The 23,171-nt window shown below is 71.8% G+C and carries 23 protein-coding genes and 1 tRNA gene; 6 read left to right on the top strand and 18 right to left on the bottom strand.

Annotated elements, in window-relative coordinates; genetic code table 11:
* Positions 1-3: 3 nt before the first annotated feature.
* The 5 genes from ACERMF_RS07550 to ACERMF_RS07530 form a co-directional block, all read right to left on the bottom strand.
* Entirely contained in the window at positions 4-975 is a 972-nt protein-coding gene (locus ACERMF_RS07550) for a pilus assembly protein TadG-related protein (protein ID WP_373668444.1), read from the bottom strand.
* Positions 963-1,346: a TadE/TadG family type IV pilus assembly protein gene (locus tag ACERMF_RS07545; protein WP_373668443.1), complete on the bottom strand. Its 384-nt coding sequence runs from the start codon at positions 1,344-1,346 to the stop codon at positions 963-965. The genes ACERMF_RS07550 and ACERMF_RS07545 overlap by 13 nt, the downstream gene beginning before the upstream one ends.
* Entirely contained in the window at positions 1,346-1,483 is a 138-nt protein-coding gene (locus ACERMF_RS07540) for a Flp family type IVb pilin (RefSeq protein ID WP_373668442.1), read from the bottom strand. The genes ACERMF_RS07545 and ACERMF_RS07540 overlap by 1 nt, the downstream gene beginning before the upstream one ends.
* Positions 1,484-1,562: 79 nt before the next feature.
* Positions 1,563-1,769 carry a Flp family type IVb pilin gene (locus ACERMF_RS07535; protein ID WP_373668813.1) on the bottom strand — a complete coding sequence of 69 codons (207 nt, stop codon included), beginning with the start codon at positions 1,767-1,769 and terminating at the stop codon, positions 1,563-1,565.
* 152 nt (positions 1,770-1,921) lie between these two features.
* Entirely contained in the window at positions 1,922-2,401 is a 480-nt protein-coding gene (locus tag ACERMF_RS07530) for a hypothetical protein (protein WP_373668441.1), read from the bottom strand.
* Between the two features lie 116 nt (positions 2,402-2,517).
* Here ACERMF_RS07530 and ACERMF_RS07525 point away from each other — a divergent pair, with 116 nt between their 5' ends.
* The 5 genes from ACERMF_RS07525 to ACERMF_RS07505 all read left to right on the top strand — a co-directional run bounded on the left by ACERMF_RS07525 (position 2,518) and on the right by ACERMF_RS07505 (position 7,681).
* Positions 2,518-3,669 (top strand): ABC transporter ATP-binding protein, encoded by a 1,152-nt coding sequence (locus ACERMF_RS07525; RefSeq protein WP_373668440.1) that lies wholly within the window; start codon positions 2,518-2,520, stop codon positions 3,667-3,669.
* Entirely contained in the window at positions 3,666-4,352 is a 687-nt protein-coding gene (locus ACERMF_RS07520; protein ID WP_373668439.1) for an ABC transporter permease, read from the top strand. Before ACERMF_RS07525 ends, ACERMF_RS07520 begins: the two co-directional genes overlap by 4 nt.
* A complete protein-coding gene (locus tag ACERMF_RS07515; protein WP_373668437.1) occupies positions 4,349-5,092 on the top strand; it encodes an ABC transporter permease in 744 nt (247 codons plus the stop codon). Before ACERMF_RS07520 ends, ACERMF_RS07515 begins: the two co-directional genes overlap by 4 nt.
* 80 nt (positions 5,093-5,172) lie before the next feature.
* On the top strand, positions 5,173-6,159 hold the full coding sequence (locus ACERMF_RS07510; protein WP_373668436.1) for a glycine betaine ABC transporter substrate-binding protein: 987 nt from the start codon (positions 5,173-5,175) through the stop codon (positions 6,157-6,159).
* 37 nt (positions 6,160-6,196) lie between these two features.
* Positions 6,197-7,681 (top strand): leucyl aminopeptidase, encoded by a 1,485-nt coding sequence (locus ACERMF_RS07505; RefSeq protein WP_373668435.1) that lies wholly within the window; start codon positions 6,197-6,199, stop codon positions 7,679-7,681.
* On the opposite strand, the gene ACERMF_RS07500 is transcribed toward ACERMF_RS07505, so the two are convergent.
* From ACERMF_RS07500 to gcvP, 4 genes are read right to left on the bottom strand one after another with little or no spacing between them, the layout of a single operon-like run.
* Positions 7,678-8,811 (bottom strand): alpha/beta fold hydrolase, encoded by a 1,134-nt coding sequence (locus ACERMF_RS07500; protein WP_373668434.1) that lies wholly within the window; start codon positions 8,809-8,811, stop codon positions 7,678-7,680. The two genes, ACERMF_RS07505 and ACERMF_RS07500, sit on opposite strands and share 4 nt — an antisense overlap.
* A 15-nt stretch (positions 8,812-8,826) precedes the next feature.
* A complete protein-coding gene (locus ACERMF_RS07495; RefSeq protein ID WP_373668433.1) occupies positions 8,827-10,482 on the bottom strand; it encodes an FAD-binding dehydrogenase in 1,656 nt (551 codons plus the stop codon).
* A gap of 54 nt (positions 10,483-10,536) precedes the next feature.
* The gene (locus tag ACERMF_RS07490) at positions 10,537-11,490 is read right to left on the bottom strand and encodes a sodium:calcium antiporter (protein ID WP_373668432.1); all 954 of its coding nucleotides are present in this window, start codon (positions 11,488-11,490) and stop codon (positions 10,537-10,539) included.
* A gap of 2 nt (positions 11,491-11,492) precedes the next feature.
* On the bottom strand, positions 11,493-14,558 hold the full coding sequence (gene gcvP / locus ACERMF_RS07485) for an aminomethyl-transferring glycine dehydrogenase (RefSeq protein ID WP_373668431.1): 3,066 nt from the start codon (positions 14,556-14,558) through the stop codon (positions 11,493-11,495).
* 83 nt (positions 14,559-14,641) lie between these two features.
* Between gcvP and ACERMF_RS07480 the strand changes: the two genes are divergently transcribed.
* On the top strand, positions 14,642-15,418 hold the full coding sequence (locus ACERMF_RS07480) for a deoxyribonuclease IV (protein ID WP_373668430.1): 777 nt from the start codon (positions 14,642-14,644) through the stop codon (positions 15,416-15,418).
* 12 nt (positions 15,419-15,430) lie between these two features.
* On the opposite strand, the gene ACERMF_RS07475 is transcribed toward ACERMF_RS07480, so the two are convergent.
* The 9 genes from ACERMF_RS07475 to der all read right to left on the bottom strand — a co-directional run bounded on the left by ACERMF_RS07475 (position 15,431) and on the right by der (position 23,130).
* Positions 15,431-15,967 (bottom strand): MerR family transcriptional regulator, encoded by a 537-nt coding sequence (locus ACERMF_RS07475; protein ID WP_373668812.1) that lies wholly within the window; start codon positions 15,965-15,967, stop codon positions 15,431-15,433.
* Positions 15,968-16,377: 410 nt separating this feature from the next.
* On the bottom strand, positions 16,378-16,884 hold the full coding sequence (locus tag ACERMF_RS07470) for a bifunctional nuclease family protein (RefSeq protein ID WP_373668429.1): 507 nt from the start codon (positions 16,882-16,884) through the stop codon (positions 16,378-16,380).
* A gap of 33 nt (positions 16,885-16,917) precedes the next feature.
* Positions 16,918-18,114 carry a D-alanyl-D-alanine carboxypeptidase family protein gene (locus ACERMF_RS07465; RefSeq protein WP_373668428.1) on the bottom strand — a complete coding sequence of 399 codons (1,197 nt, stop codon included), beginning with the start codon at positions 18,112-18,114 and terminating at the stop codon, positions 16,918-16,920.
* Complete coding sequence (locus tag ACERMF_RS07460; RefSeq protein WP_373668427.1) at positions 18,111-18,881, bottom strand: MerR family transcriptional regulator; 771 nt, start codon at positions 18,879-18,881, stop codon at positions 18,111-18,113. The genes ACERMF_RS07465 and ACERMF_RS07460 overlap by 4 nt, the downstream gene beginning before the upstream one ends.
* Positions 18,878-19,366 (bottom strand): FHA domain-containing protein, encoded by a 489-nt coding sequence (locus ACERMF_RS07455; protein WP_373668426.1) that lies wholly within the window; start codon positions 19,364-19,366, stop codon positions 18,878-18,880. The genes ACERMF_RS07460 and ACERMF_RS07455 overlap by 4 nt, the downstream gene beginning before the upstream one ends.
* A 182-nt stretch (positions 19,367-19,548) precedes the next feature.
* Positions 19,549-19,935: a glycine cleavage system protein GcvH gene (gcvH, locus tag ACERMF_RS07450; protein ID WP_373668425.1), complete on the bottom strand. Its 387-nt coding sequence runs from the start codon at positions 19,933-19,935 to the stop codon at positions 19,549-19,551.
* A gap of 84 nt (positions 19,936-20,019) precedes the next feature.
* Positions 20,020-20,691 carry a CDP-alcohol phosphatidyltransferase family protein gene (locus ACERMF_RS07445; RefSeq protein WP_373668424.1) on the bottom strand — a complete coding sequence of 224 codons (672 nt, stop codon included), beginning with the start codon at positions 20,689-20,691 and terminating at the stop codon, positions 20,020-20,022.
* A gap of 110 nt (positions 20,692-20,801) precedes the next feature.
* Positions 20,802-20,875: transfer RNA gene (locus ACERMF_RS07440), tRNA-Pro, on the bottom strand.
* A 182-nt stretch (positions 20,876-21,057) separates the two neighbouring features.
* Positions 21,058-23,130 carry a ribosome biogenesis GTPase Der gene (gene der / locus ACERMF_RS07435; protein ID WP_373668423.1) on the bottom strand — a complete coding sequence of 691 codons (2,073 nt, stop codon included), beginning with the start codon at positions 23,128-23,130 and terminating at the stop codon, positions 21,058-21,060.
* Positions 23,131-23,171 lie beyond the last annotated feature (41 nt).

Genomic DNA, 23,171 nt, shown 5'->3' with positions numbered 1-23,171 from the left:
CTCCTAGCCGGTCAAACCGATGACGTAAGCACCGAAATCCGTGGCGCTCGGGGAGGGCTCTGCGCCCAGGTCGTAGTAGGCGACGAAGCGCCCGCGGATACAGCGGTCGTTGCCGCTACACGGCACATTGCCGGCAGGCTCGTTGTACTGACTGCCACTGAAGCGGTAGCCCGTTACTTCGAATGCCGCGAAACCAACGATGTTGTACGTCGCGTTGTTTCCCTGTGCGTTGCTGATGTTGCCGAAGACCGGCATCAGTACCGGATCGCCACCGATCAACTGCTGGAAGAACGTTTGCGTGCACCCGTTCGGGACGTTGTTGCCGGTGTCGGTCGCCACTTGTCCCATGTAGACCGTGGCCGAACAGGTACCCGATGCGGTGTTCAGCCAGCCGAAACCACCAGGATGGTTCTGGTTGGCAGGGCCCCCGCACGTGTTCTGCGTCGCGGCCGTCTGCGAACTGTGGAAATAGATCGTTCGCTCGGATGTGGGCAGATTCGCGAGATTTCCCCCGGTGAGGACGTTCCATTCGCATTGGGACATGGTCAGAGGCACCGTGGCGCCGCCGCCGAACGCTCCCCAGGTCGCCGTTGCTGTCGCCCGAGTTCCGTATTCATCCTGCCCGAGCACTCCGGCAAGGATGGCCGTCAGCGTCCCTGCACCAGTCTGAGCACCTGTCGCCGTCGTCACCCGGACGCTGTTGGGCGTCGGCTGAGTGAACTCTTCGACGAATGCACCACGACTGTTGTTCGCCTGGGCGTACTGTCGTGCCGTGGCCTCCGCCGTGCCAGCGGAGTTGGAAGCGAAGTCCTGAGCGGCTGCCAGGGCGGCGGCATCGGCGCCGTTCTGCAGCGCGCGGCGTTCCCAATAGAGGTTGCCGGCATCGACAGCCAGCGCTCCCACGCCGACGAGGACGACGAGGAGCAGGGCGACGATGACGGCAACGGCGCCGTCCTCCTGGTTCAACCGTTGCATCGCATCACCGCCTGACTCGTGAGGTTTCGTGCACCGATCGGCAGCAGGAACGGCGTGTAGGTCGCCGATGTCGTGACCTGCGCGCCGTTCGCCACGGGGCAGGCCCGCGTCACGGCGGCGGTGAAGCCGGTCACCGCCGGAGCGGTGAAGGCAGCGGTGGCTGCCGCGACCGGGGTCGGCGGCGGGGTGGCTCCAATTGCTTCGACCCGCACACCCTCCCGAGCCGCATGGGTCAGGCTGATCTGCGCGTTGAGCATGAAGCCGAAGTCGATGATCCCACCGAGAAGGAGCATGAGAACCGGCAGCAGGATCGCCATCTCTACCGCGGCCGCTCCCTCACCTGCTTCGTGTCCCTGACGAAATTCACGCATCAGAACTGCCCCTCTACGGCCTGAAACAGTTCGAGGACATCTGCGCCAAGCGTCGCAACGATCGCGAGAAGGGCCGCTGCAATTCCCGCAAGGAGCAGGCCATACTCGACACTGGATGCCCCATTTTCGTCGCACATTTTTCGTCGCTCCTCTATCGCTCGCGAGGGGGTCGCCGGGTGCTGCATTGACGACCCCCTCGAGAACGATCTCGGCAAATTAGCCCCCGTCGCCAACGGCGCCGCCGAGTCCGGTAACGATGTCTTGGAAGGCCTGGTTGATCTGACCACCAAGGGTCACGACTGTCCCGATAATGACCGCGGCGATGAGCGCTACGAGGAGACCGTATTCAACGGCGGTCGCGCCTTCGTCGTCCTTGAAACGAGCGACGAAGTCGCCGCGGAGGATTTGCAGGGTGATGAACATCTTGTCGAACATAGTTCTGAGTCTCCTGGGTAGCGTCTGGCGTCGGCCCGAGTGCTGACGCCGTGTTGCTAGGAGGAACTATGCGGGCGCGCCCATAGAGCGGCATCGCCAGAATTGATGATTCAGCGACGCCTACCGAGAATCCCGACTGCTCACGCCAGGAGGTCGGCCCCGTGCGGGTCCTTGAGTTCCATGACGTCGAAACGGGCGAAGAGGTCGAGTTCGAGGTCGTCGGTGCGGACGACGATCGTCAGCGTGTGGCGCGTGCCATCGGGCGCGGTCGACCGGCCCTCGAGGCTGAACTGCGGTCCCCACGTGCCCGGGCGTGGCTCCGGGCGTCCGAACAGGGGCGAGGTGACCTCCGCTCCCCCGACGGCGGCCGCCACGTCCACCAGCTGTGAGTCCTCGAAGGTGTGCAGCCGCCTGCCCTCCTCCCCCACGCTGCGCAGCGACGCCAGGATCGTCGACACCGGATGCACCAACAGTTGCACGCGACGGTCCTCGACACCGTCGCGCGGGTGCGCCGCCTCGGTGAGTTCGAGGGTGACAGCGAGCACCCGGTACCGCGGTTCCAACTCCAGGCCCCACAGGCGTGCGCCGACGAACAGGTCCTCGTAGTCGCTGAGCGGCACGGCTTCTCCTGCGGTCGACGGCAGAGCACCCGACCGGGGCGACCGTAGCTTCGAACCTCGTCCGGCTCGCATAGGGTCGCTGCCTGTCGCGAGCCGGTGTTCGAGGAGACCTGCGCGTGCCCGAGACCGTCCCGACTCCGCTTCGCTCCGGCGACGACGGACACGCGCAGCCGATGATCGAGCTGCACCAGCTGCGCAAGGTCTTCCCCGGCAGCGACACGCCGGCGGTCGACGACCTCACCCTCGACATCCCGCGTGGCGAGATCGTCGTCCTCGTCGGTCCCTCGGGATGCGGCAAGACGACGACGCTCAAGATGATCAACCGGATCGTCGAACCCACCGGCGGCCGCGTCGTCCTCGACGGCGACGACACCACGGATGTGCCCGCCCACGACCTGCGCCGCGACATCGGCTACGTGATCCAGCAGATCGGGCTGTTCCCGCACAAGACGATCGCGCAGAACATCGCCACGGTCCCGCGGCTGCTCGGCTGGGACGCCGACCGCATCCAGCAGCGCACCGACGAACTGCTGCGGCGCATGGACCTCGACCCGTCACTGGCGGCGCGCTATCCGAGCGAGCTGTCGGGTGGCCAGCGGCAGCGGGTCGGCGTTGCGCGGGCCCTGGCGGCCGACCCGCCGGTCCTGCTCATGGACGAGCCCTACGGCGCCGTCGACCCGCTCGTACGCGCACGGCTGCAGGACGAACTGCTCGAACTGCAGCGCGAGCTCGGCAAGACCATCGTGTTCGTCACCCACGACATCGACGAAGCGATCAAGCTCGGCGACCGCATCGCCATCCTCAACGTCGGCGGGGTACTGGAGCAGTACGACACCCCCCACGAGATCCTTCGCGCCCCCGCCAACGACTTCGTCCGCTCCTTCCTCGGCGCCGAACTGGCCCTCAAACAGCTGTCGCTGCTGACCGCCGGTGACGCCGACCTCGTGCCCGGCCCGACCGTGCCCCGCACCGCCACGCCCGAGCAGGCGCGCCACGTCGCCCTCGCCGAAGGGACCGACTGGGTGGGCGTCCTCGGCGGGGACGACCACCTCGACGGTTGGCTGTGGGTCGACGACCTCGACGACGCCCGCACCGTCGGGGAGCACCCGACCCGACCGTTCCGCGTCGCGATCGACCGGGCCACCTCGCTGCGCGGCGCCCTCGACGCCATCGTGACCAGCCGCAACCAGGTCGCCGTGGTCACCGACCGGGGGCGCTACCTCGGCATGCTGTTCGTGGAGGACATCGCCAGACGGCTCGCCTCGTGACGGCGGGCGTCCTCGCCCAGGCGTCGCGTCCGCTGCTCGAGTGGGACTGGGTCGCCCACAACCGTGGCTGGATCTGGGAACAGGCCCTGCAGCACCTGTACTTCACCGCCGTCGCGGTCACCATCGGGCTCGCGATCTCCCTCGTCCTGGCCCTGATCGGCCTGCGTTGGCGGTGGACGCTGGCGCCAATCCTCGGCTTCGGTGGTGTGCTCTACACGATCCCGTCGTTGGCGCTGTTCGCGCTGCTGGTGCCGTTCTTCGGCATCACCGACCGGGTCGCCATCATCGCGCTCATCACCTACACGATCCTGATCCTGGTGCGAAACATCACCTCCGGCATCGACGGCGTCCCGTCGGAGGTGCTCGAGGCGGCCGACGGCATGGGCTACCGCCGCGGCCGCCGGTTCGTCGAGATCGAGCTTCCGCTGGCGCTGCCCGTCATCGTCGCCGGCCTGCGGATCGCGTCGGTGACCGTCATCGGACTCGTCACCGTCACCGCGTTGCTCGGTCGCGGCGGGCTCGGGTTCTTCATCCTGCGCGGGTTTCGGACCACGCCGGCGTTCCCGACCATGATCGTGGTCGGCACCCTGCTCTCCGTGGTGCTGGCCATCGCCGTCGACGTGCTGCTGCTCGGCCTTGAACGCTTCCTCACCCCATGGGCGCGCCGGCGGCAACCCGCATGACCGAACTGCTGGCCGACACCCTGGCGTGGTTCGCCGACCCGGCGCGCTGGAGCCTCACCGAACCGTCCGGCGTGCCGTTCCGCGTCGTCGAACACCTGTGGGTGTCGCTGGTGGCGATCCTGCTCGCGGTCGTGCTGGCCGTGCCGGCCGCGCTGCAGTTGGCCCACCGCCGCCGCGCCGAGGCACTGGCGTCGTCGGTGGTCAACCTCGGCCGCGCCATCCCCTCGTTCGGCCTGATCGTGCTGTTCTGGCTCCTGGCCACCCGCACGGGCTGGGTCGGCACCCGCTTCTGGCCGCTCGCGCTCGCCCTGACCGCACTGGCCCTGCCGCCGGTGTTCACCAACACCTACACCGCCGTGAGGAACGTCGACCCGGCGATGGTCGAGGCCGCCCGCGGCATGGGCTACACCGAGTCGCAGGTCCTACGCCAGATCGAACTGCCCCTGGCCAGCCCGGTCATGCTCGCCGGGATCCGCATCGCCTTCCTGCAGGTCATCGCCACCACCGCGATCGGCGCGATCGTGACCAACGGCGGCGGACTCGGCCGCTTCGTCATCGACGGCTTCGCCCGCGGCATCGCCGGACGGCCGACCGTGCTGGCCGGCGCCCTGCTGCTCGCCGCCCTCACGCTGCTGGCCGATGCGGCGTTCGGACTGCTCGAACGCCTGCTCATCCCCCACGGCGTGCGCTCGGACGCGACCCGCGCCGACGTCGCGAACCGGGCCGGGGCCGCCGGCTGATCCGAACTGCGGACGTCGCCCGTCCGCGTCCTCGCCCTAGCCTTCCCGACAGACGGCACCCCTCCCCGAAGGACCCCGCAATGCGCGCACCCTCTCTTCGTCCGACACGGCTGACACGGGCGCTGGCCCCGCTGGCCGTCCTGGCCCTGCTCCTGGCCGCCTGCGGTGGCGACGGCGACGACGTCGAGCAGACCCCCGACGCCCAGACCGGCGACCCCGCCGAGGACGACCCGGCGGCGGCCGACCCCGAGGTCGGCGACGGTCCCGAGATCGTGGCGTCCTCGTTCGACTTCCCCGAGTCGACGATCCTGGCCGAGATCTACGGCCAGGCGCTCGAGGACGCCGGCTACCCGGTCGGCCGCCAGCTCGACCTCGGCTCCCGCGAGCTCATCTTCCCCGAGCTGACCGGCGGCAACCTCGGCCTGCTGCCCGAGTACCTCGGCTCCTCGTTGGTCACCGGCTTCGGGCAGGAGCCGCCGGCTGACGTCGACAGCGGCGTGGCCGCGCTGCGCGAGGCGTTCGAGGCCGAGGGCGTCAGCGTGTTGGAGCCGGCACCGGCGGAGAACACCAACGCCTTCGTGACCTCGTCGACGTTCGCCGAGGAGCACGGGCTGTCCACCCTGGCCGACCTCGCCGACGCCGGCCCGATCACCTTCGCCGGCCCGCCCGAGTGCGAGGAGCGCGACACCTGCATGCGCGGACTGACCGACGTCTACGGCCTCGACGTGCAGTTCGAGTCGATCGGTGAGGCCAGCGCCCGACTTGCGGCGCTGCAGGCCGGCGACGTCGACCTCATCCTGCTGTTCTCCACCGACGCCGTCCTGGCCGACGAGGCCCTGGTCCACCTCGAAGACACCGAGGGCATCGTCCCGCCGGAGAACATCGTCCCGGTCGTGCGGACCGAGATCGTCGACGCCTACGGCGACGACCTGGTCAGTCTCATCGACGCCGTCAGCGCCGCCCTGACCACCGAGGTGCTGGTCGACCTCAACAGCCGTTCCGGCGAGGGTCGCGCGCCGGCCGAGATCGCCGGCGAGTGGCTGGCCGAACAGGGGCTGGTCGGCTGATTGTCTAGGCTGGCCGACCCCGAGCCCTGGAGCGGTGTTGCCCAGCCGACTGCCCGCCCTGCACGTCACGACCGACGGCGTCGGCGACCTCGACGTCGACGCCCTGGTCGTGCCCGTCTTCCGCGGCGCCATCGAGGCACCCGGGGCCGAACAGGCGTTGCAGGCGCTCGGCCTCGACGAGGTCCCGCGCGACGCCCGGTTCCGCGGCCGCCTCGGCGAGGTCCTCGACCTGGCCGCCCCCGGACAACCGTGGGGGCGGGTCACCCTGGTCGGCCTCGGCAGGATGGACGAGCTGTCCGGGGAACAGCTGCGCCGCGCCGCCGGGTCTGCGGCACGACACCTTGCCCCTACGTGCCGCGCCATCGCGACCACCCTGGTGCTGGTCCAGCCCGCGGTCGAGACCGTCCGCGCCGTCGCCGAGGGCGTGCTGCTGGGCGCCTACCGCTTCGACGACTGCCGCCCCGGCCGCGACCCGCTCGAGGTCGCGGACGTCACCCTGGTCGTCCCGTCCTCGCTGGTCGACGCCGCCGACCGGCAACTGCAGTTGGCGCGCACCCACGCGGCGGCGCAGAACATCGCCCGTGACCTCGTCAGCACGCCGCCGAACCTGCTCGGCCCCGACGACATCGCCCAACGCGCCGACGGGCTCGTGTCCGCCGGCGTCGAGGTCGAGGTCTGGGACGAGGCGCGACTGATCGAGGAGCGCTGCGGCGGCATCCTCGCCGTCGGACGCGGCTCGGCACGCCCACCTCGCCTCGTCAAGCTGCACTACCGACCGGACTCCCCCGTCGCGAAGGTCGCGCTCGTCGGCAAGGGCATCACGTTCGACACCGGCGGCATCTCGCTGAAGCGTCCGTCGGAGATCATGGAGTCGATGAAGGGCGACATGGGCGGCGCGGGCGCGGTCCTGGCCGTCTTCAGCGCGCTGGCTGACCTCGACGTCAAGGTCGAGGTGGTCGGCTACCTGTGTCTGGCCGAGAACATGATCGGCGCAGACGCGCAGCGCCCCAGTGACGTCATCACCATCCGCAACGGCACCACCGTCGAGGTGATGAACACCGACGCCGAGGGGCGCCTGGTCATGGCCGACGGGCTCAGCCTCGCGGTCGAGGACGACGACGTCGAGGCGGTCGTCGACGTCGCCACGCTCACCGGCGCGGCCGCCCGGGCCCTCGGGAAGCGTGCCAGCGCCGTGTTCGCCAACGACGACGACCTGCTGCGCCAGGTCCTGACCGCCTCCGAGGCCGCCGGCGAGGCGATGTGGCACCTGCCGCTGTGGGAGGAACTGCGCGACAACCTCGAGTCCGAGGTGGCCGACATCGACAACATCGGCCGCGGCGACGAGGCCGGCGCGACGATCGCGGGCCTGTTCCTCCGCGAGTTCGTCGACGGCCGGCCCTGGGTCCACCTCGACATCGCCGGGCCGTTCTGGCAGGACGAGGACCGCTACCACAACCCGCGTCACGGCACCGGCGTCGCCGTCCGCACGCTGCTGCGCTGGCTCGAGATGACCGGCCGCTAACGGGTGGCGGGCGGCTGGCCCGACTGCGCGTCGAGGATGCCGGCCACGAAGCGCCACACCACCCGCAGGTCGCCGGCGGCGTTCCACCAGTCCCGCGGCGTGTCGAGGTCGAGGTCGACGTGGCTGAAGGTGTCCAACGCGTGCAACTCCGCGTGCGGCACCGCGTGCCCGAGCCGGACCAGCTCCGCGAACGGGATCGCCGGGTCCTGCGTGGAGTGCATCGCGATCACCCGCGTGTCGATGCGGTCGGCGACCGTGATCGGGGAGACCTCGGCCAGGCGGCGTTGCAGGTGCTGCGGGATGTGCTCGGCCAGCTCACGCGTGCGTTCCGGGTCGTCGTTCATGGCCAGCTCGTAGGCGGCGCGGATCTCCTCGGGCAGCTCGGCCGGGTCCCGATCACCGTCGAGGACCTCGACCAGCTCCTCGCGGTACTGCTCGGGCAGCAGGTCCACCAGCTGGTCGCGGATCACCTCGTCGGCCAGCGGGTGCGGCTCCCACGGCAGTTCGAGGTCGCCGACCAGGGCGGTCCCGGTCGTGCCGGCCTGGATGACCCCGAGCAGGTCCATGTAGGAACCGAACGTGGCGACGGCCGTGAGCTGGTCGTCGATGCGTTCGTCGGCCGCGGCGAGCAGGCCGAGCGACCCACCGAACGACGCGCCGACCAGCAGGACCGGGCCGCGCTCGGCGGCCAGTTGCAGGGTGATCTCGACCAGGTCGTCGACGTCCTCGACGACCAGCGTCTGCTGGTAGACCCGCAGCTCGGGCATGAACACGGCCCGGTCGGAGCGGGCCAGCGCTTCGGCGACACGCACGATGCGGGGATCGTCGAGCCCTTCGGGCGCGGCGCCGGGTACCAGCAGGATGACCGGTGCGTCGGGGCCCGGGTCGAACCAGGCGCCGTCGACGCCGGCGATGGTGCGCCGGTCGGCGGCGACGCTCGGTGCGAACAGCCGCGGGAATCCCACGCCCAGCGCGTCCAGGCCGGTCGCGGCCGCCACCGCCCGGATCCGCAGCGCCGGCACCGAGGCGACCACGGCCGCGAGCAGCACGACCAGGAGCACGGCGGCGCCCACACGACCGGGCCACCGCCGGCGCGGCGGGTCGTCCTCGTCGATCGCGGTGCTCGGCATCGTCTGAGTGTGGGGTCAGGCCGTCGCGGCTGCAGCCGCCCTCCCCGCCACCCGGCCGGAGAAGAGGCAACCGCCGAGGAACGTGCCCTCCAGCGACCGGTAGCCGTGCATCCCGCCGCCGCCGAACCCGGCCACCTCGCCGGCGGCGTAGAGGCCCGGCAGCGGCTCGCCGCCGGGTTGTAGAACCCGGGCGTCGAGGTCGGTCTCGAGCCCGCCGAGGGTCTTGCGGGTCAGCAGGTTGAGCTTCACGCCGATCAGCGGGCCGGCATCAGGGTCGAGCAGCCGGTGCGGTGAGGCGACCCGGATCAGCTTGTCGCCGAGGTAGGTGCGGGCGTTGCGGATGGCCGCGATCTGCAGGTCCTTGGTGAACGTGTTGGCGAGCTCACGGTCACGCGCGCTGACCTCCCGGCGGACCCGGTCGAAGTCGAGCAGCGGCTCGTCGGTGAGGCGGTTCATGCTGCGCACCAACGCCTCGAGGCTGTCCTCGACCACGAAGTCCTCCCCCTTGTCGAGGAAGGCCTGCACCGGCGCGGCCGGCCCCGAGCGCACCCGCGTCGAGAGCAGCTTGAGGTCCTTGCCGGTCAGGTCCGGGTTCTGCTCGGAGCCCGACAGCGCGAACTCCTTCTCCACGATCTTCGAGGTCAGCACGAACCAGGTGTGCTCATGTCCGGTGCGGGTGATGTGCGCGAGCGTCCCCAGCGTGTCGAAGCCGGGGAACAGCGGCACGGGAAGGCGGTTGCCGGTGGCGTCGAGCCACAGCGACGACGGGCCGGGCAGGATCCGGATGCCGTGGTTGGACCAGATGGGGTCGTAGTTGGTGATGCCCTCGGTGTAGTGCCACATCCGGTCGGGGTTGATGACGTTGCCGCCGGCGTCCCGGGTGATCTCCAGCATCCGTCCGTCGACGTGGTCGGGCACGCCGGACAGCATCCGCTTCGGTGCCGGGCCCAACCGTTCCGGCCAGTTGCGCCGCACCAGGTCGTGGTTGGCGCCGATCCCGCCCGAGGTCACGACCACGGCCTGGGCGCGCAGCTCGAACTCGCCCACCTCGACGCGTGAACTGCGGCGTCCGCGGTCGACATCGGAGGGCTCGAGCACCCGGCCGCGCACGCCCTGCGCCGCGCCGTCCTCGACGACCAGCTCGTCGACGCGGTGGCGGAAATGGAACCGGACGAGGCCGCGCTCGGCGGCGGCGCGGACGCGCCGCTCGAAGGGTTCGACGACGCCCGGTCCGGTCCCCCAGGTGATGTGGAAGCGCGGCACGGAGTTGCCGTGGCCGATGGCGCCGTAGCCGCCGCGCTCCGCCCAGCCCACGATCGGGCACCAGCGCATGCCCTGCTCGTGCAGCCAGGCCCGCTTCTCACCGCCGGCGAAGTCGACGTAGGCCTCGGCCCACTGCCGCGGCCAGTGGTCCTCGTCGCGGTCGAACCCGGCGGTGCCCATCCAGTCCTGCAGGGCGAGCTCCGGCGAGTCGTTGATCCGCATCCGGCGCTGTTCGGGCGAGTCGACCAAGAACAGGCCGCCGAAGGACCAGAACGCCTGTCCACCGAGGGACTGCTCCGGCTCCTGGTCCACCAGCACGACCGTGCGGCCCGCGTCGGTCAACTCCGCGGTGGCCACCAGTCCTGCCAGTCCCGCTCCGACGACGATCACGTCCGCGTCAACGCTCATGGCGCCCTCCTCTCCCGGAGCGGCACCGTAGTCGCGCGGCCCATCGGGCCCGGGTCAACTGATGGCGAGCAGCGCCGGGACCGAGGCGAGGTGGAGCGCGACCAGCACTGCGCCGACCGGGCGTGACACGATCGGGCGCCGCGCGAGGACCATCGCCGCCAGCCCGGTGACGACGGCGGCCGCCACCACGACCGCCAGCGCGGGCGTGTCCACGGCCAGCCCGTCACCGCGCGCGGCGGCGACCAGCGCGGATCCACCGACGACGAACAGCGCGTTGAAGGCGTTGGAGCCCAGCAGGTTGCCCAGCAGGATCTCGACCTGCCCGCGACGGGCCGATGCCACCGCGGTCGCGAGCTCGGGCAGCGAGGTCCCGACCGCCACCAGGACCGACGCGATCAGGATCTGGGGCAGCCCGGCCGCCTCGGCGAGGTCGATCGCGCCGCTGACGAGCAGCTGCGCACCGACGAGCACCCCGGCGAGTCCCAGCACCACCCGTGCACCGACGAACCGGTCGGCCGGTGCCAGCGGCATCTCGTCGCCGCCGGGCGGGCCGTCCGACGCCGCTCGGACCTGCCAAGCCACGGCCGCGAGCAGCGCGACGACCAGCACGATCCCGTCGACCACGCCGATGGCCCCGTCGATCGACAGCGCCAGCAGCACCACCCCACCGACGCCGGCGATGATCCCGTCTCGGACCGGGGCCTGGTCGCGTCGGCCGGCGATCGGCGCCACGAGGGCGGCGATCCCGAGGATGAGCAGCAGGTTGGCGACGTTGGATCCGGCCGCGTTGCCGATCGCCAGGTCGGCGTCGCCCCGCCACGCACCGGTCACCGACGTGACGAACTCGGGCAGCGAGGTCCCGAAGCCGACCACGACGGCGCCGATGACGGCCGCCGACCAGCGCAGCCGCAGCGCGACCGCCTCGGCACCGGCGACGAACTGGTCGGCGGCGAACACCAGGACGACCAGCCCGACGACCAGGAAGGCGCCGGGGAGCAGCAGCGACATCGTCAGTCCTCGAACGCCTCGGGCGCCGGGCAGGCGCAGACCAGGTTGCGGTCACCGTGGGCGTTGTCGATGCGCGACACCGGGGGCCAGTACTTGTCGTCACGGCGAACGCCGGGAGGGTACGCCGCCTCGGCGCGCGAGTAGGCGTGCTTCCAGTCGTCGTCGAGCAGGTCCTCGGCGGGATGGGGGGCGTTGACGAGCGGGTTGTCGTCGCGTGGCCACTCCCCCGCGGCGACCTGCGCCTCCTCCTCACGGATGGCGAGCATCGCGTCGCAGAACCGGTCGAGCTCCGCCTTCGACTCCGACTCGGTCGGCTCGATCATCAGCGTTCCCGCCACGGGGAACGACATCGTCGGCGCGTGGAAGCCGTGGTCGATGAGGCGCTTGGCGACGTCCTCGTTGCTGATGCCCGAGCGTTCCTTCCAGGCACGCACGTCGACGATGGCCTCGTGCGCCACCAGGCCGTTCTCGCCGGTGTAGAGCACCGGATAGCCGTCGGCGAGCCGCGCCGCGACGTAGTTGGCGTTGAGGATCGCCGTCTCGGTCGCGGCCCGCAGCCCCGAGGCACCCATCAGCGCGATGTAGGCCCACGAGATCTGCAGGATGCCCGCCGAACCCCACGGCGCTGCGGCGACCGGACCGGTCCGTGCCTCCGGCGGCAGCTCGTGGCTGGCGGGGTGCCAGGACTCGGGCACCAGCGGATGGGTCGGCAGGTAGGGCGCGAGGTGCGACCGGCACGCGACCGGCCCGACCCCCGGCCCGCCACCGCCGTGCGGGATGCAGAAGGTCTTGTGCAGGTTGAGGTGGCTGACGTCGGCGCCGAAGCGGCCGGGCCGTGCCACGCCGACCAGCGCGTTGAGGTTGGCGCCGTCGAGGTAGACCTGACCACCGTGGTCGTGGATCAGGGCACAGATGTCGCCGATGCGCCGCTCGAACACCCCGTGCGTCGAGGGGTAGGTCACCATCAGCGCGGCGAGGCGGTCGGCGTTCTCGTCGGCCAGCCGCTTCAGGTCGTCAACGTCGACGTTGCCGTCGTCGTCACAGGCGACCACCTTGACCCGCATGCCGGCCATGACGGCGCTGGCCGCGTTGGTGCCGTGCGCCGACGACGGGATGAGGCAGACGTCACGGTCGGTGTCACCGTTGGCGCGGTGGTAGCCGCGGATGGCGAGCAGGCCGGCCAACTCGCCCTGCGAGCCGGCGTTGGGCTGCAGGCTGACGGCGTCGTAGCCGGTGATCTCGGCCAGCCACGCCTCGAGGTCGGCGATGACCTGTCGCGTCCCGGCCGAGCGGTCGACCGGGGCGAACGGGTGCAGGTCGGCGAACTGGGGCCAGGTGACCGCTTCCATCTCGGCGGCCGCGTTGAGCTTCATGGTGCACGACCCGAGCGGGATCATGGCACGGTCGAGCGCGACGTCCTTCGCCTTCAGGCTCCGCAGCCACCGCAGCAGTTCCGTCTCCGACCGGTACCGGTGGAAGCGGGGGTCGGTGAGGTAGTCGCTGGTCCGGTGCAACGCGTCGGGGACACCCGGCAACGGCGCCTCGTCGTCGACGAGCAGGTCCTCGACCCGCTGGGCCACTGCAGCGGCGGCGACCGTCGTCCCCGTCAGCACGCTGGCGACGGCGACCACGTCGTCGAGGCGCGTGGTCTCGTCGAAGGCGACCCGGACGGCGTCCGGGTCCCACTCCCCCTCGTTCGTCGGCGAGGGCACCCGCCCGAGTTCGTAGCCGGCCTCCGCCGCGGCGGCGAGCACGTCGTTCGCACCAGCGGGGACGGCGACGGTGATGGTGTCGAACCAGGTGTCGCCACGGACCTCGAGCCCGGCTTCGACCAGCACCGCCCGCAGCGCGGCGGTGTACACGTGCATCCGCAGCGCGATCCGGCGCAGCCCGTCGGGACCGTGGTGCACGGCGTACATCGCGGCGACAACGGCGAGCAGCACCTGCGAGGTGCAGATGTTCGAGGTCGCCTTCTCGCGGCGGATGTGCTGCTCGCGGGTCTGCAGCGCGAGCCGGAAGGCGTCGCGGCCGGCCGCGTCGACGGACACGCCGACCAGCCGTCCCGGCAGGTTGCGGGCGAACCGGTCGCGGGTGGCGAGGAAGCCGGCGTGCGGGCCGCCGTACATCATGGGGACGCCGAACCGCTGGGTGGAGCCGACGACGACGTCCGCCCCCTGCTCGCCCGGCGAGGTGACGACGGTGCAGGCGAACAGGTCGGTCGCGACGGTCACGAGGACGTCGGCCTCGTGGAGGGTCTCGATCAGGTCGCGGTCGTCGACCACGAGCCCGTCGGTGGTCGGCTGCTGCAGCAGTGCCGCCACGACGTCGTCGAGGTCGAGCTCGTCGAGGGCGCCGTCGCGTCGGAGGTCGGCCACGACCAGGTCGAGCCCGAGCGGCACGGCCCGCGTGCGCACGACCGCGATCGTCTGCGGGTGGCAGCCCGCGTCGACCAGCAGCGTCGACGCGTCACCGCCTCCCGGTCCCTTCTTGCGGGACACGCGGTGGCACAGCGTCAGCCCTTCGGCGGCCGCGGTCGCCTCGTCCAGCAGCGACGCCCCCGCGAGGTCCATGCCCGTCAGGTCGCGCACCATGGTCTGGAACACCAGCAGCGCCTCGAGCCGGCCCTGGGAGATCTCGGGCTGGTAGGGCGTGTACGCGGTGTACCAGCCCGGGTCCTCGAGGACGTTGCGACGGATGACCGCGGGGGTCACGGTGCCGTGGTAGCCGAGCCCGATGAACGCCCTGCGGGGCGTGTTCTGCTCGGCGAGGTCACGCAGCCGGGCCAGCACGGTGGCCTCGTCCGTGGCTTCGGGCAGCTCCAGCGGCGCGTCGTCGCGGATGCTGTCCGGCACGGCACGGTCGAGCAGTTCGCCGACGGAGTCGACGCCGAGCACGTCGAGCATCGCCCGGTGGTCGGCGGCATCGGGGCCGAGGTGACGGCGGTGGAAGCCGGTGGCGTCCTCGAGCTGGGCGCGATCGGTCGTGTCGGACACGGGCGAACTCCACGAGGCGACGACGGGGCGGGCGAACCGACCGGCGGGCGGGCGGCCGCGTCGCCGGTGCCGCATCGAACCAGCCGTGGGCGCCTGCTGCCAACGACGCGCGCTAGCCTCGAAACGGACCCGTCAGACCTCGTCGAAAGCCCGGTTCCATGCGCATCGGCGCGCACGTGCCCGCCCAGGACCCGCTCGCCGCGGCCGCGGACCGCCAGGCCGACGCGGTCCAGCTGTTCCTCTCCGCGCCCCAGCAGTTCCGGGGGCCCAAGCCGCGCGAGGACGCCGACGCCCTGCGTGCCAGCGACGTGGCGATCTACGTGCACGCCCCCTACCTCGTCAACGTCGCCACCACGAACAACCGGGTGCGGCATCCCAGCCGCCAGCTGCTGGAGAAGACCGTGCGGGCGGCCGAGGCGATCGGCGCGCTCGGGGTGATCGTGCACGGCGGGCACCTGCCCGAGGACGACGACGTCACCGAGGGTTTCACCAACTGGCGCTCGACCCTGGAGCGGCTCGAGACCTCCGTGCCGATCCTGATCGAGAACACCGCGGGCGGGAACAATGCCGTCGCCCGGCACTTCGACCGGATCGCCCGGCTCTGGGACGCGCTGGACGGGGTGACGACCCCGTTCGGCTTCTGCCTCGACACCTGCCACACCCACGCGGCCGGCGAGAAGCTCGACGACGCGGTGCAGCGCATCGTGGCCATCACCGGCCGCATCGACCTCGTCCACCTCAACGACTCGAAGGACGACTTCGGCTCCGGACGCGACCGGCACCAGAACCTGGGCGCGGGCCGCATCGATCCCGACGTCATGGTCGAGGTCGTCCGCGCCGCCGGCGCCGACGTCATCGTCGAGACGCCCGATGGCGACGACGGGGACCAGGCGGGCGACATCGCCTGGTTGCGCGCCCGGCTCGGCGAGCGCTGAACCGGCCTTGCCTCAGCCGGTGACGGCGGTGCCCGGTGCGTCCGTGGCCGACGGTGCCGCGTCCGCACCGGTCTCGTCGAGGTCGTCGAGCCGCTCGGTCGGGAAGGCGGTCACCTCGCCGCGCAGCTCGTCGATGACCGGACCCAGCGCGATGGCGAACACGCCCTGGCCGCGCCGCAGCAGGTCGACCAGCGAAGCGTCGTCGTCGAGGAAGTAGACCGACTCGCCGTGCGACACCAGCGTCGCGTCGGCGAGCGACCGCCCGCGCGCACGCAGTTCGTCGACGGCCAGGCGCACCTTCTGCAGGGAGACGCCGGTGTCGAGCAGCCGCTTGACCACGCGCAGCCGCACCACGTCGTCGAACGAGTACAGCCGCTGCGTGCCCGACCCGGTCGCCTTGCGGACGCTCGGCTCGACGAGTCCGGTCCTGGCCCAGTAGTCGAGTTGGCGGTAGGTGATCCCGACGATCTTGGTCGCGGCCGACCCGCGGTAGCCCTCGCGAACCCCCGCGTCGCCGACGTCCAGGGCGAGTTGTCCGGCTTCCGGCATCGAGGTCACGATCGCTCCTGGCTGACGGTGGAGGGCGAGACGGCCGCAGCCCCCACTTCGCGGTCCTTGGCGGCGGTGGAGGCGGCTGCAGCGCGGCGCTCCACCAGTCCGATACCAGCGAGGCTACGGGCGGAACTACACCCGTGTCAATGGCTGCTCGAGCGTTGCCAGACCCTCAACGCTCACGAAAGAGTCGAGGGTTATCGGCATCGGAATGCCACAGAAAGGGCCGAAAGGGAACGGTTCCTGCGCCCAGTTGGTGCAGGCGGCACTCGCAGGGAGCTTCCGACCGGCGCGGCGAGGAGGCACGAAAGGCATCGAAGGACACGTCCTGGCGGCGCCGCGGGGCCCAGGCAGCGCGACCCGCGCCCGCCGATGGCGGCCGATGCTCGCCGCGTTCCCCGGGCTGATCAGTGCTCGCGGAAGTCCTCGGGCGTGATGTCCTCGAGGAACTCGCGGAACTGGCGCACCGCCTCTTCGGCGTCGACGCCCTCCTCGCCGTCCTCGTCGGTGGACTCGATCTCGAGCCCGGCCTCCTCGAGCACCTGTTCGGCGCCGAAGATCGGGACGTTGTCGAGGCGGCTCGCGAGGGCGATCGCATCCGAGGGTCGCGCGGAGATGGTGTGCTCGACGCCGTCGTGGGCGAGGTGCAGCTCGGCGAAGAAGGTGCCGTCGCGCAGCGCGGTCACGTGGACCGCCGCCAGTTCGGCACCGAGCTCCCCCAGCACCTCGACGAACAGGTCGTGGGTCAGGGGCCGCGGCGTCTCGACCCCCTGGAGCGCGAACGCGATCGCCGTCGCCTCGACCGCCCCGATCCAGATCGGGAGGTAGCGGGTGCCGTGCCGCTCCTTGAGCAACACGATCGGCTGGTTCGCGGGCAGCTCCACCCGCACGCCGACGAGCTCCATCTCGATCACGAGGGGTGCTCCTGGGTCGTCGAGTGCTGCAGGCTAGCGGAGCGACCCTGCCGCGGCGGCCGCCCGAAGGGTCGCGTAGGCACCGTCGGCCAGCGCCGCGCCGAGGTCGGCGGCCGAGGCCGCGGTGGTCGATGCGTGGTGGTCCACCGCCTCGGCCTGGGTCATCGCGACCGGGGTGCCGTCGACCTCGACGGCAACCGCGATCGGCCCCTCGGGGACCCGTGCGGGCAGGTCGACGACCAGTTCGTGCACGGCGTCGGTCGGGATCGTCAGGGGCGCCGGCTCGAGGACGAAGGCACGGCGCCCGCCGGCCACGGACAACTCCAGCTCCAGCGCGAGCTCCTGGGCGCGGAACGCGGAGAACCCGAGGTCGAGCAGTCGCGCCGCCTGCGCGAACCTGGCCGGGTCGTCGCCGGCGTCGAGCACGACGGCGATCAGCTCGCGGCCGTCGCGCTGCGCACTGGCGACGAGGCTGTTTCCGGCCGCCAGCGTGAACCCGGTCTTGACCCCGCTCGCCCCGGGATAGCTGCCGAGGAGCTCGTTGCGGTTTTCGACCGTCCCCTGCCCCGGCAGCTCGGTCTGCTCCTGCGCCAGGATCGGTCGCAGCCGGTCGTCGGCCAGCGCGGCCCGCGCGATGGTGGCGAGCTCGTAGGCCGACAGTTCATTGGTGTCACCGAGGCCGCTCGGACTGCCGAACCCGCGCGGCGGCAGCCCCAACGCCTGGGCATCCGCCTCCATCAGCTCGAGGAAGTCCTCGGTCGTCCCGGCGACGTGGGTCGCGAGCGCCTCGGCCGCGTCGTTGCCGGAGCGGACCAGGATCGCCTCGAGGAGTTGCTGCACGCTCCAGGTCTCGCCCGGCTCCAGTCCCACCGACGCGCCGCCGACCAGGACCTCCTCGCCGACGGTGACCTCGTCGTCGAGGTCGACCCTGCCGATCGCCGTGAGCGCGGTCAGCACCTTGATGGTGGACGCGACCGCGCGCTGCTCGTCGGCACGGTGCTCGGCGAGCCGTTGACCGGTCGCCCCCTCGACGAGTACCCAGTGCGACGCGGCCACCTCGTCGGGTGTCGGACGTGGCCAGTCGTCTGCCGGCTTCGGGTCGATGGCGGCGACCGGTGGTGGCGCGAGCTCGGCCACGGCCGGCGTCGCGCCGACCAGCATCGCCCCCGCCGCGGCCATCGTGGCCGCGAGCGCACGCCGAAGCGGCAGGTGCCGACCCGCTCCGGTCACGAGCCGAGCAGGGTGCGCAGTTGACGCGCCAGCAGCGCGTGGTGCAGGGCGCCGCCGGCGTCGACGAGCCGTTCCACCTGGTCGGAGGCGGAGCGGCGGCTGTCGGGGTTGCGTTGGCGCAGCAGCGGCGCCACCAACTGCTCGGCGAGGGCCGCCTCGCGGTCGGCGAACTGGCGGTACATGCGCAGGTGTCGGGCCTCGAGGCCGGAGTCGAGCAGCGACCGGGCGACCTTGGCCACCTGCAGGTCGTCGGCGTCGTGATGGGGTCCGGGGCCCAACAGGCCGTGGTCACGCAGTTGCGCCACGTCGCGCTCGGTCAGTCCGGTCGCATCGGCGAGCTCCGCGGCGCTCAGCCGGACGTCCGTCGCGGGTGGCTCGAGCACCGAAGCGGGCCGGGACGCGCCGGTCGCCGGGGTGCCAGCCGGCGGCGTGGCGTCGGGGTCGTCCGCGGCCGTGCCGACGGCGTCGTCGCGGTAGCCGACCATCGCCGGCGTGTCGACGCCGGGCTGGCCGCCGACGGGCAGGCCGGCGTCCATGCGGTCGAGTTCGTCCTTGATCACCTTCAGCGGCAGGTACCGGTCGCGCTGTGCCCGCAGCACGTAGCGCAGCCGGTCGATGTCCTCCGCGGTGAACTTGCGGTACCCCGACTCGGTCCGGTCCGGCGAGATCAACCCTTCGGCCTCGAGAAACCGGATCTTGGAGATCGTGATGTCGTCGAACTCGTCCTTGAGCCGGTTCAGCACCTCACCGATGGTGAGGGACTTCACGGCGCCGATCCGTCCGGATCGCCGCCGTCGCCCACGAAGAGGAGCTTGAACCGTCCGATCTGGACCTCGTCGCCCGTCGCGAGCAGGCGTTCGTCGACGCGTTCGCCGTTGACGTAGCTGCCGTTGAGGCTGCCGAGGTCGCGGACGAGCGCGCCCTCGGGCCCGACGCCGAGTTCGGCGTGCCGACGCGAGACGGTGACGTCGTCGAGGAAGATGTCGGAGTCGGGATGCCGCCCCACGGTGACCGGGTCGTGGTCGAGCAGGAACCGGGCCCCGGCGTTGGGACCTCGGACGACCACGAGCATGCCCGTGCCCGGCTCGAGCGCGGGCAGGTCGCCGAGCTCGTGCGAGGGGTCGAAGGCACCAACTTCGATCGCCGCCGTGGTGTGCTCGTGCCCGCCGGGGGCGGTGACCACCTTCGCCCCGCAGGACGGACAGAAGTTGGCGTCCTCGGGGACCTGCTCGCCGCACTGGCTGCAGTACACGTCGTCTCCTGCCACCCAAAGGGTCATCTGCGGGCGGTGAGCGGCGCTGCCGCCACCAGGCTCGCCGTCAGGTCGAGGTCAAGCCTCGAGCCGTGGCGGGTCGGGCAGCGTAGACGACCGGCCGCTCCCGCGCAGCCCGAAAACGGCGCGGGGTTCGACCGCGCGTCGAGGCCTGGCCGGACTCAGCTGTCGGCGAGCTGCTGGTAGCCCTCGGCGTCGAGCAGGCCCTCGAGTTCCTCGCGGTTGCCCGGGCGGATCGTGACCATCCAGCCCTGCCCGTAGGGATCGAGGTTGACCAGTTCGGGCCGCTCGTCGAGGTCCTCGTTGCGCTCGACCACGACGCCGCTGACCGGCGCGTACAGATCGGAGACCGACTTGGTCGACTCGACCTCGCCGAACACCTGGCCCTGCTCGACCTCGGCGCCCGGGCTCGGCAGGTCGACGTAGACGACGTCACCGAGCTGCTCCTGGGCGAAGCTGGTGATGCCGACCGCGATCACCTCGCCGTCGTCGCGAAGCCACTCGTGTTGCTCGGTGTAGCGCAGCTCGCTCGGCGTCTCGTCCGCCACGTCAGAGCACTCCCGTCAAAGATGTGGGTGCAAGGCGCGGGAGCGCGTGCTCCCGGTGTCGGCGTGGACGCCGACCCGCGCACCCTACCGCAGCTCACGGCCCGGGTTCCCGTCCCCCTCGGACGGCTCGGGCTGGTCCGTCGCGGCGGCGACGGCGGCCGCGCGACGGCGCACGATGCGGGCGTAGTCGATGGCGGCGATCCAGTACAGGGCGGCGTTGACGAGCAACAGGATCCAGGCGATCGCGTACAGCACCGGCTGTGGCGCCTCCGCGCCGTCGCCGGCGATGCCCGCGAGCAGGAACATCGGCAGGGCCCACATCAACCCGAAGGTGGCCGTCTTGCCCAGTCGGGTGACGTCGGGGGCCCTGCCGCCGCGGGCGACCAGCAACGCCCCGGCGACGCCGACGAGCACGTCGCGCACGACCAGCACCAGCACCACCCACAGCGGCAGCAGCCCGGCCACGACATAGGCCACACCGACGACGACGAACAGGATCCGGTCGCTGATCGGGTCCAGCAGCTTGCCGAGTTCGGTGACCTGGTCCAGTCGCCGCGCGAGGTAGCCGTCGAACCAGTCGCTGGAGGTGAACACCACCAGCAGCACGAATGCCCGCAGCAACCGGCCCGAGGTCAGGTCGAGGTAGACGACCGGCAGGATCGCCAGGCGCGCGAACGACAGCAGGTTGGGGATCGTGAGGATCCGCCGCGACGCGAGCCGCTCCTGACCACCACCGCCCAGGTCGTAGAACCGCATCCTTGGCCCCTGCCACCTCGTGTGCCGGCCGGACACGCTACTGCCTCGCGACGGCCCACCCCGCGCGGACACACGACCGCCGGGGTCCACGTGGGACCCCGGCGGATGCGTCGGGCTGGCCGGACTTGAACCGGCGACCCCTCGCCCCCCAGACGAGTGCGCTACCTGACTGCGCCACAGCCCGGTGGAGGACCCGGCGTCAGACTCCGTCCGTCACCTGCGCACGGACGGTGACGTCGGCCACCAGCGCGGACCGGTCGAGCCGGTCTCGCGGAGGCCGCACGCTACCCGGTGCACACCGGACGGGCCAACCGGGTCATCCCGCCGCGCGTTTCGGGCGCCGCTCAGCGCCGGTTGCGCGGCTGGTCAGCGCCGGTTGCGGGGCGCCGGGGGCCGGTCCTCGATCACCAGCGGGACCCCGACGAAGTCGTGGTGCTCGCGCAGCTCGCGTTCGAGGTAGCGGCGGTAGGACGGGGGCAGGCGCCCGTTCGCGAACAGGATGAAGCGGGGCGGCGCGACCTCGGCCTGGGTCGCGTACCGGATCTTGAGGTTGCGGTTGCCCTGGCGCGGCAGCGGGTGGCGCGCCACGGCCTCCTCGACGATCTGGTTGACCGCCCGCGTCGGGATCCGGCGCCGGTAGTTGACCCAGACGGCGCGCAGCTGCGGCAGCAGGCGGCGGATGCCACGACCGCTCGCGGCGGAGATGTTCACGCGGGGTGCCCAGGCCGCGAACGACAGCAGCCGGTCGAGCTCCTTCTCGAGCTCGTAGCGGCGGTCCTCGTCGACGAGGTCCCACTTGTTGCACACCAGCACGACCCCACGGCCCGCTTCGCGCAGCAGCGCCGCCAGCCGCTGGTCCTGCTCCCCCAGCGGCTCGGACGCGTCGACGACGAACAGCACCAGGTCGGCGGACTCGATGGCGGCGCGGGTGCGGTCGACCGAGTACAGCTCGGTGTCCTCGCCGTGCCGGTAGCGCCGCCGCATGCCGGCCGTGTCGACGAACACCCACGGCTCACCGCGGACCTCGCCGTCCGGGCCGGGCGGGCCGGGGACCTCGATCATGGTGTCGACGGCGTCGCGGGTGGTGTGGGGGACGCTGTCGACGATCGAGCGCTCCTCCCCCAGCAGACGGTTGAACAGCGACGACTTGCCCACGTTCGGCTTGCCGACGATGGCGACGCGCGGCACCTGCGACACGGGCGGCGGTCCGGTGGGTAGGTCCGGCAACGCCGCCAACACCTCGTCGAGCAGGTCGCCGACGCCGCGGCCGTGGCGCGCCGAGACCGGGTGTGCAGCCCCCAGCCCGAGCCCGTACAGCTCGTGGACCAGCGCTTCCTGCCGGTCGTTGTCGACCTTGTTCGCCACCAGCAGCGTCGGCACCTTGCTCCGGCGCAGCAGGCGGGCGTAGCGCTCGTCGTCCTCGAGCGCCCCGACCGTGGCGTCCACCACGAAGACGACCAGGTCGGCGTCGGCGACGGCGGCCTCGGCCTGCTCGACGATGCGGGCGGCCATGCCCTCCGCCTGGTGCTCCCAGCCGCCGGTGTCCACGACGAGGAAGTGCCGCCCGAGCCAGTCGGCGGGATGCTCGGTGCGGTCACGGGTGACGCCGGGCTTCTCCTCCACGATGGCGACGCGGCTGCCGAGGATGCGGTTGACCAGCGTGGACTTGCCGACGTTGGGGCGCCCGACGATCGCCACCCGCGGCAGCGACCGGTGCGCCGCCAGGGGGTCGAGCAACGCCGGCCCGGCGACCTCGTGCACCCGGTCGACGACGGCCTGGACCACCTGGTCGACGTCGAGGTCGGACGAGTCGAGGACCCAGGCGTCGTCGGCGACGGCCATGGGCGAGACCTCGCGGCCGCCGTCGGCGGCGTCGCGGGCCTCGATCTCTTGCGCCAGGACGTCGAGGTCGTCACGCCCTGACTGTTGGCCCCGCCGTCGCGCCCGTTCCTCGACACTCGCCGTCAGGAAGACCTTGAGGTCGGCGTCGGGCAGGACCTCGGAGCCGATGTCGCGGCCCTCGACCACGCCGCCGGCCTCGTCGACGGCGCGACGCTGTGCCGGCAGCAGCGCGCCCCGCACCTCGGCGTGGGCCGACACCGCGGACACCGAGGCGGTCACCTCGTCGCCGCGGATCTCGTCCTCGACGTCCTCGCCGTCGAGGTAGGTGCGGTCGTCCTCGCGGGTCAGGGTGATGCTGCCGACCACCTCGGCGCACCCGTCGGCGTCCGAGGGGTCGACGCCGGCGCGCAGGACCGCGAGCGTGGCCGCGCGGTAGAGGGCCCCGGTGTCGACATGGGGCAGCCCGAGCCGCTCGGCGACGCGCCGGGCGACCGACGACTTGCCCGAGCCGGCAGGGCCGTCGATGGCGATGACGGGTCCGGCGGCCCGGACGGGCTCGTCCGACGACGGGACGCTCGACGAGGCATCGACGGGCACGGCGACCGGACTCCTGGAGCTGCGGTGGGGCGGACCGCGCC

This window comes from Egicoccus sp. AB-alg6-2 (genome assembly GCF_041821025.1).
Taxonomy (GTDB): domain Bacteria; phylum Actinomycetota; class Nitriliruptoria; order Nitriliruptorales; family Nitriliruptoraceae; genus Egicoccus.
Note: the sequence above shows the minus strand (reverse complement) of the source record. Positions and strands in the feature narration are given on the sequence as shown.

Bases quoted from the DNA above. Each gene is read 5' to 3' on its own strand.
- ACERMF_RS07550 (WP_373668444.1), bottom strand. From the start codon at position 975: ATGCAACGGTTGAACCAGGAGGACGGCGCCGTTGCCGTCATCGTCGCC.
- ACERMF_RS07545 (WP_373668443.1), bottom strand. From the start codon at position 1,346: ATGCGTGAATTTCGTCAGGGACACGAAGCAGGTGAGGGAGCGGCCGCG.
- ACERMF_RS07540 (WP_373668442.1), bottom strand. From the start codon at position 1,483: ATGTGCGACGAAAATGGGGCATCCAGTGTCGAGTATGGCCTGCTCCTT.
- ACERMF_RS07535 (WP_373668813.1), bottom strand. From the start codon at position 1,769: ATGTTCATCACCCTGCAAATCCTCCGCGGCGACTTCGTCGCTCGTTTC.
- ACERMF_RS07515 (WP_373668437.1), top strand. From the start codon at position 4,349: ATGACCGAACTGCTGGCCGACACCCTGGCGTGGTTCGCCGACCCGGCG.
- ACERMF_RS07510 (WP_373668436.1), top strand. From the start codon at position 5,173: ATGCGCGCACCCTCTCTTCGTCCGACACGGCTGACACGGGCGCTGGCC.
- ACERMF_RS07500 (WP_373668434.1), bottom strand. From the start codon at position 8,811: ATGCCGAGCACCGCGATCGACGAGGACGACCCGCCGCGCCGGCGGTGG.
- ACERMF_RS07495 (WP_373668433.1), bottom strand. From the start codon at position 10,482: ATGAGCGTTGACGCGGACGTGATCGTCGTCGGAGCGGGACTGGCAGGA.
- ACERMF_RS07490 (WP_373668432.1), bottom strand. From the start codon at position 11,490: ATGTCGCTGCTGCTCCCCGGCGCCTTCCTGGTCGTCGGGCTGGTCGTC.
- gcvP (WP_373668431.1), bottom strand. From the start codon at position 14,558: ATGCGGCACCGGCGACGCGGCCGCCCGCCCGCCGGTCGGTTCGCCCGC.
- ACERMF_RS07480 (WP_373668430.1), top strand. From the start codon at position 14,642: ATGCGCATCGGCGCGCACGTGCCCGCCCAGGACCCGCTCGCCGCGGCC.
- ACERMF_RS07475 (WP_373668812.1), bottom strand. From the start codon at position 15,967: ATGCCGGAAGCCGGACAACTCGCCCTGGACGTCGGCGACGCGGGGGTT.
- ACERMF_RS07445 (WP_373668424.1), bottom strand. From the start codon at position 20,691: ATGCGGTTCTACGACCTGGGCGGTGGTGGTCAGGAGCGGCTCGCGTCG.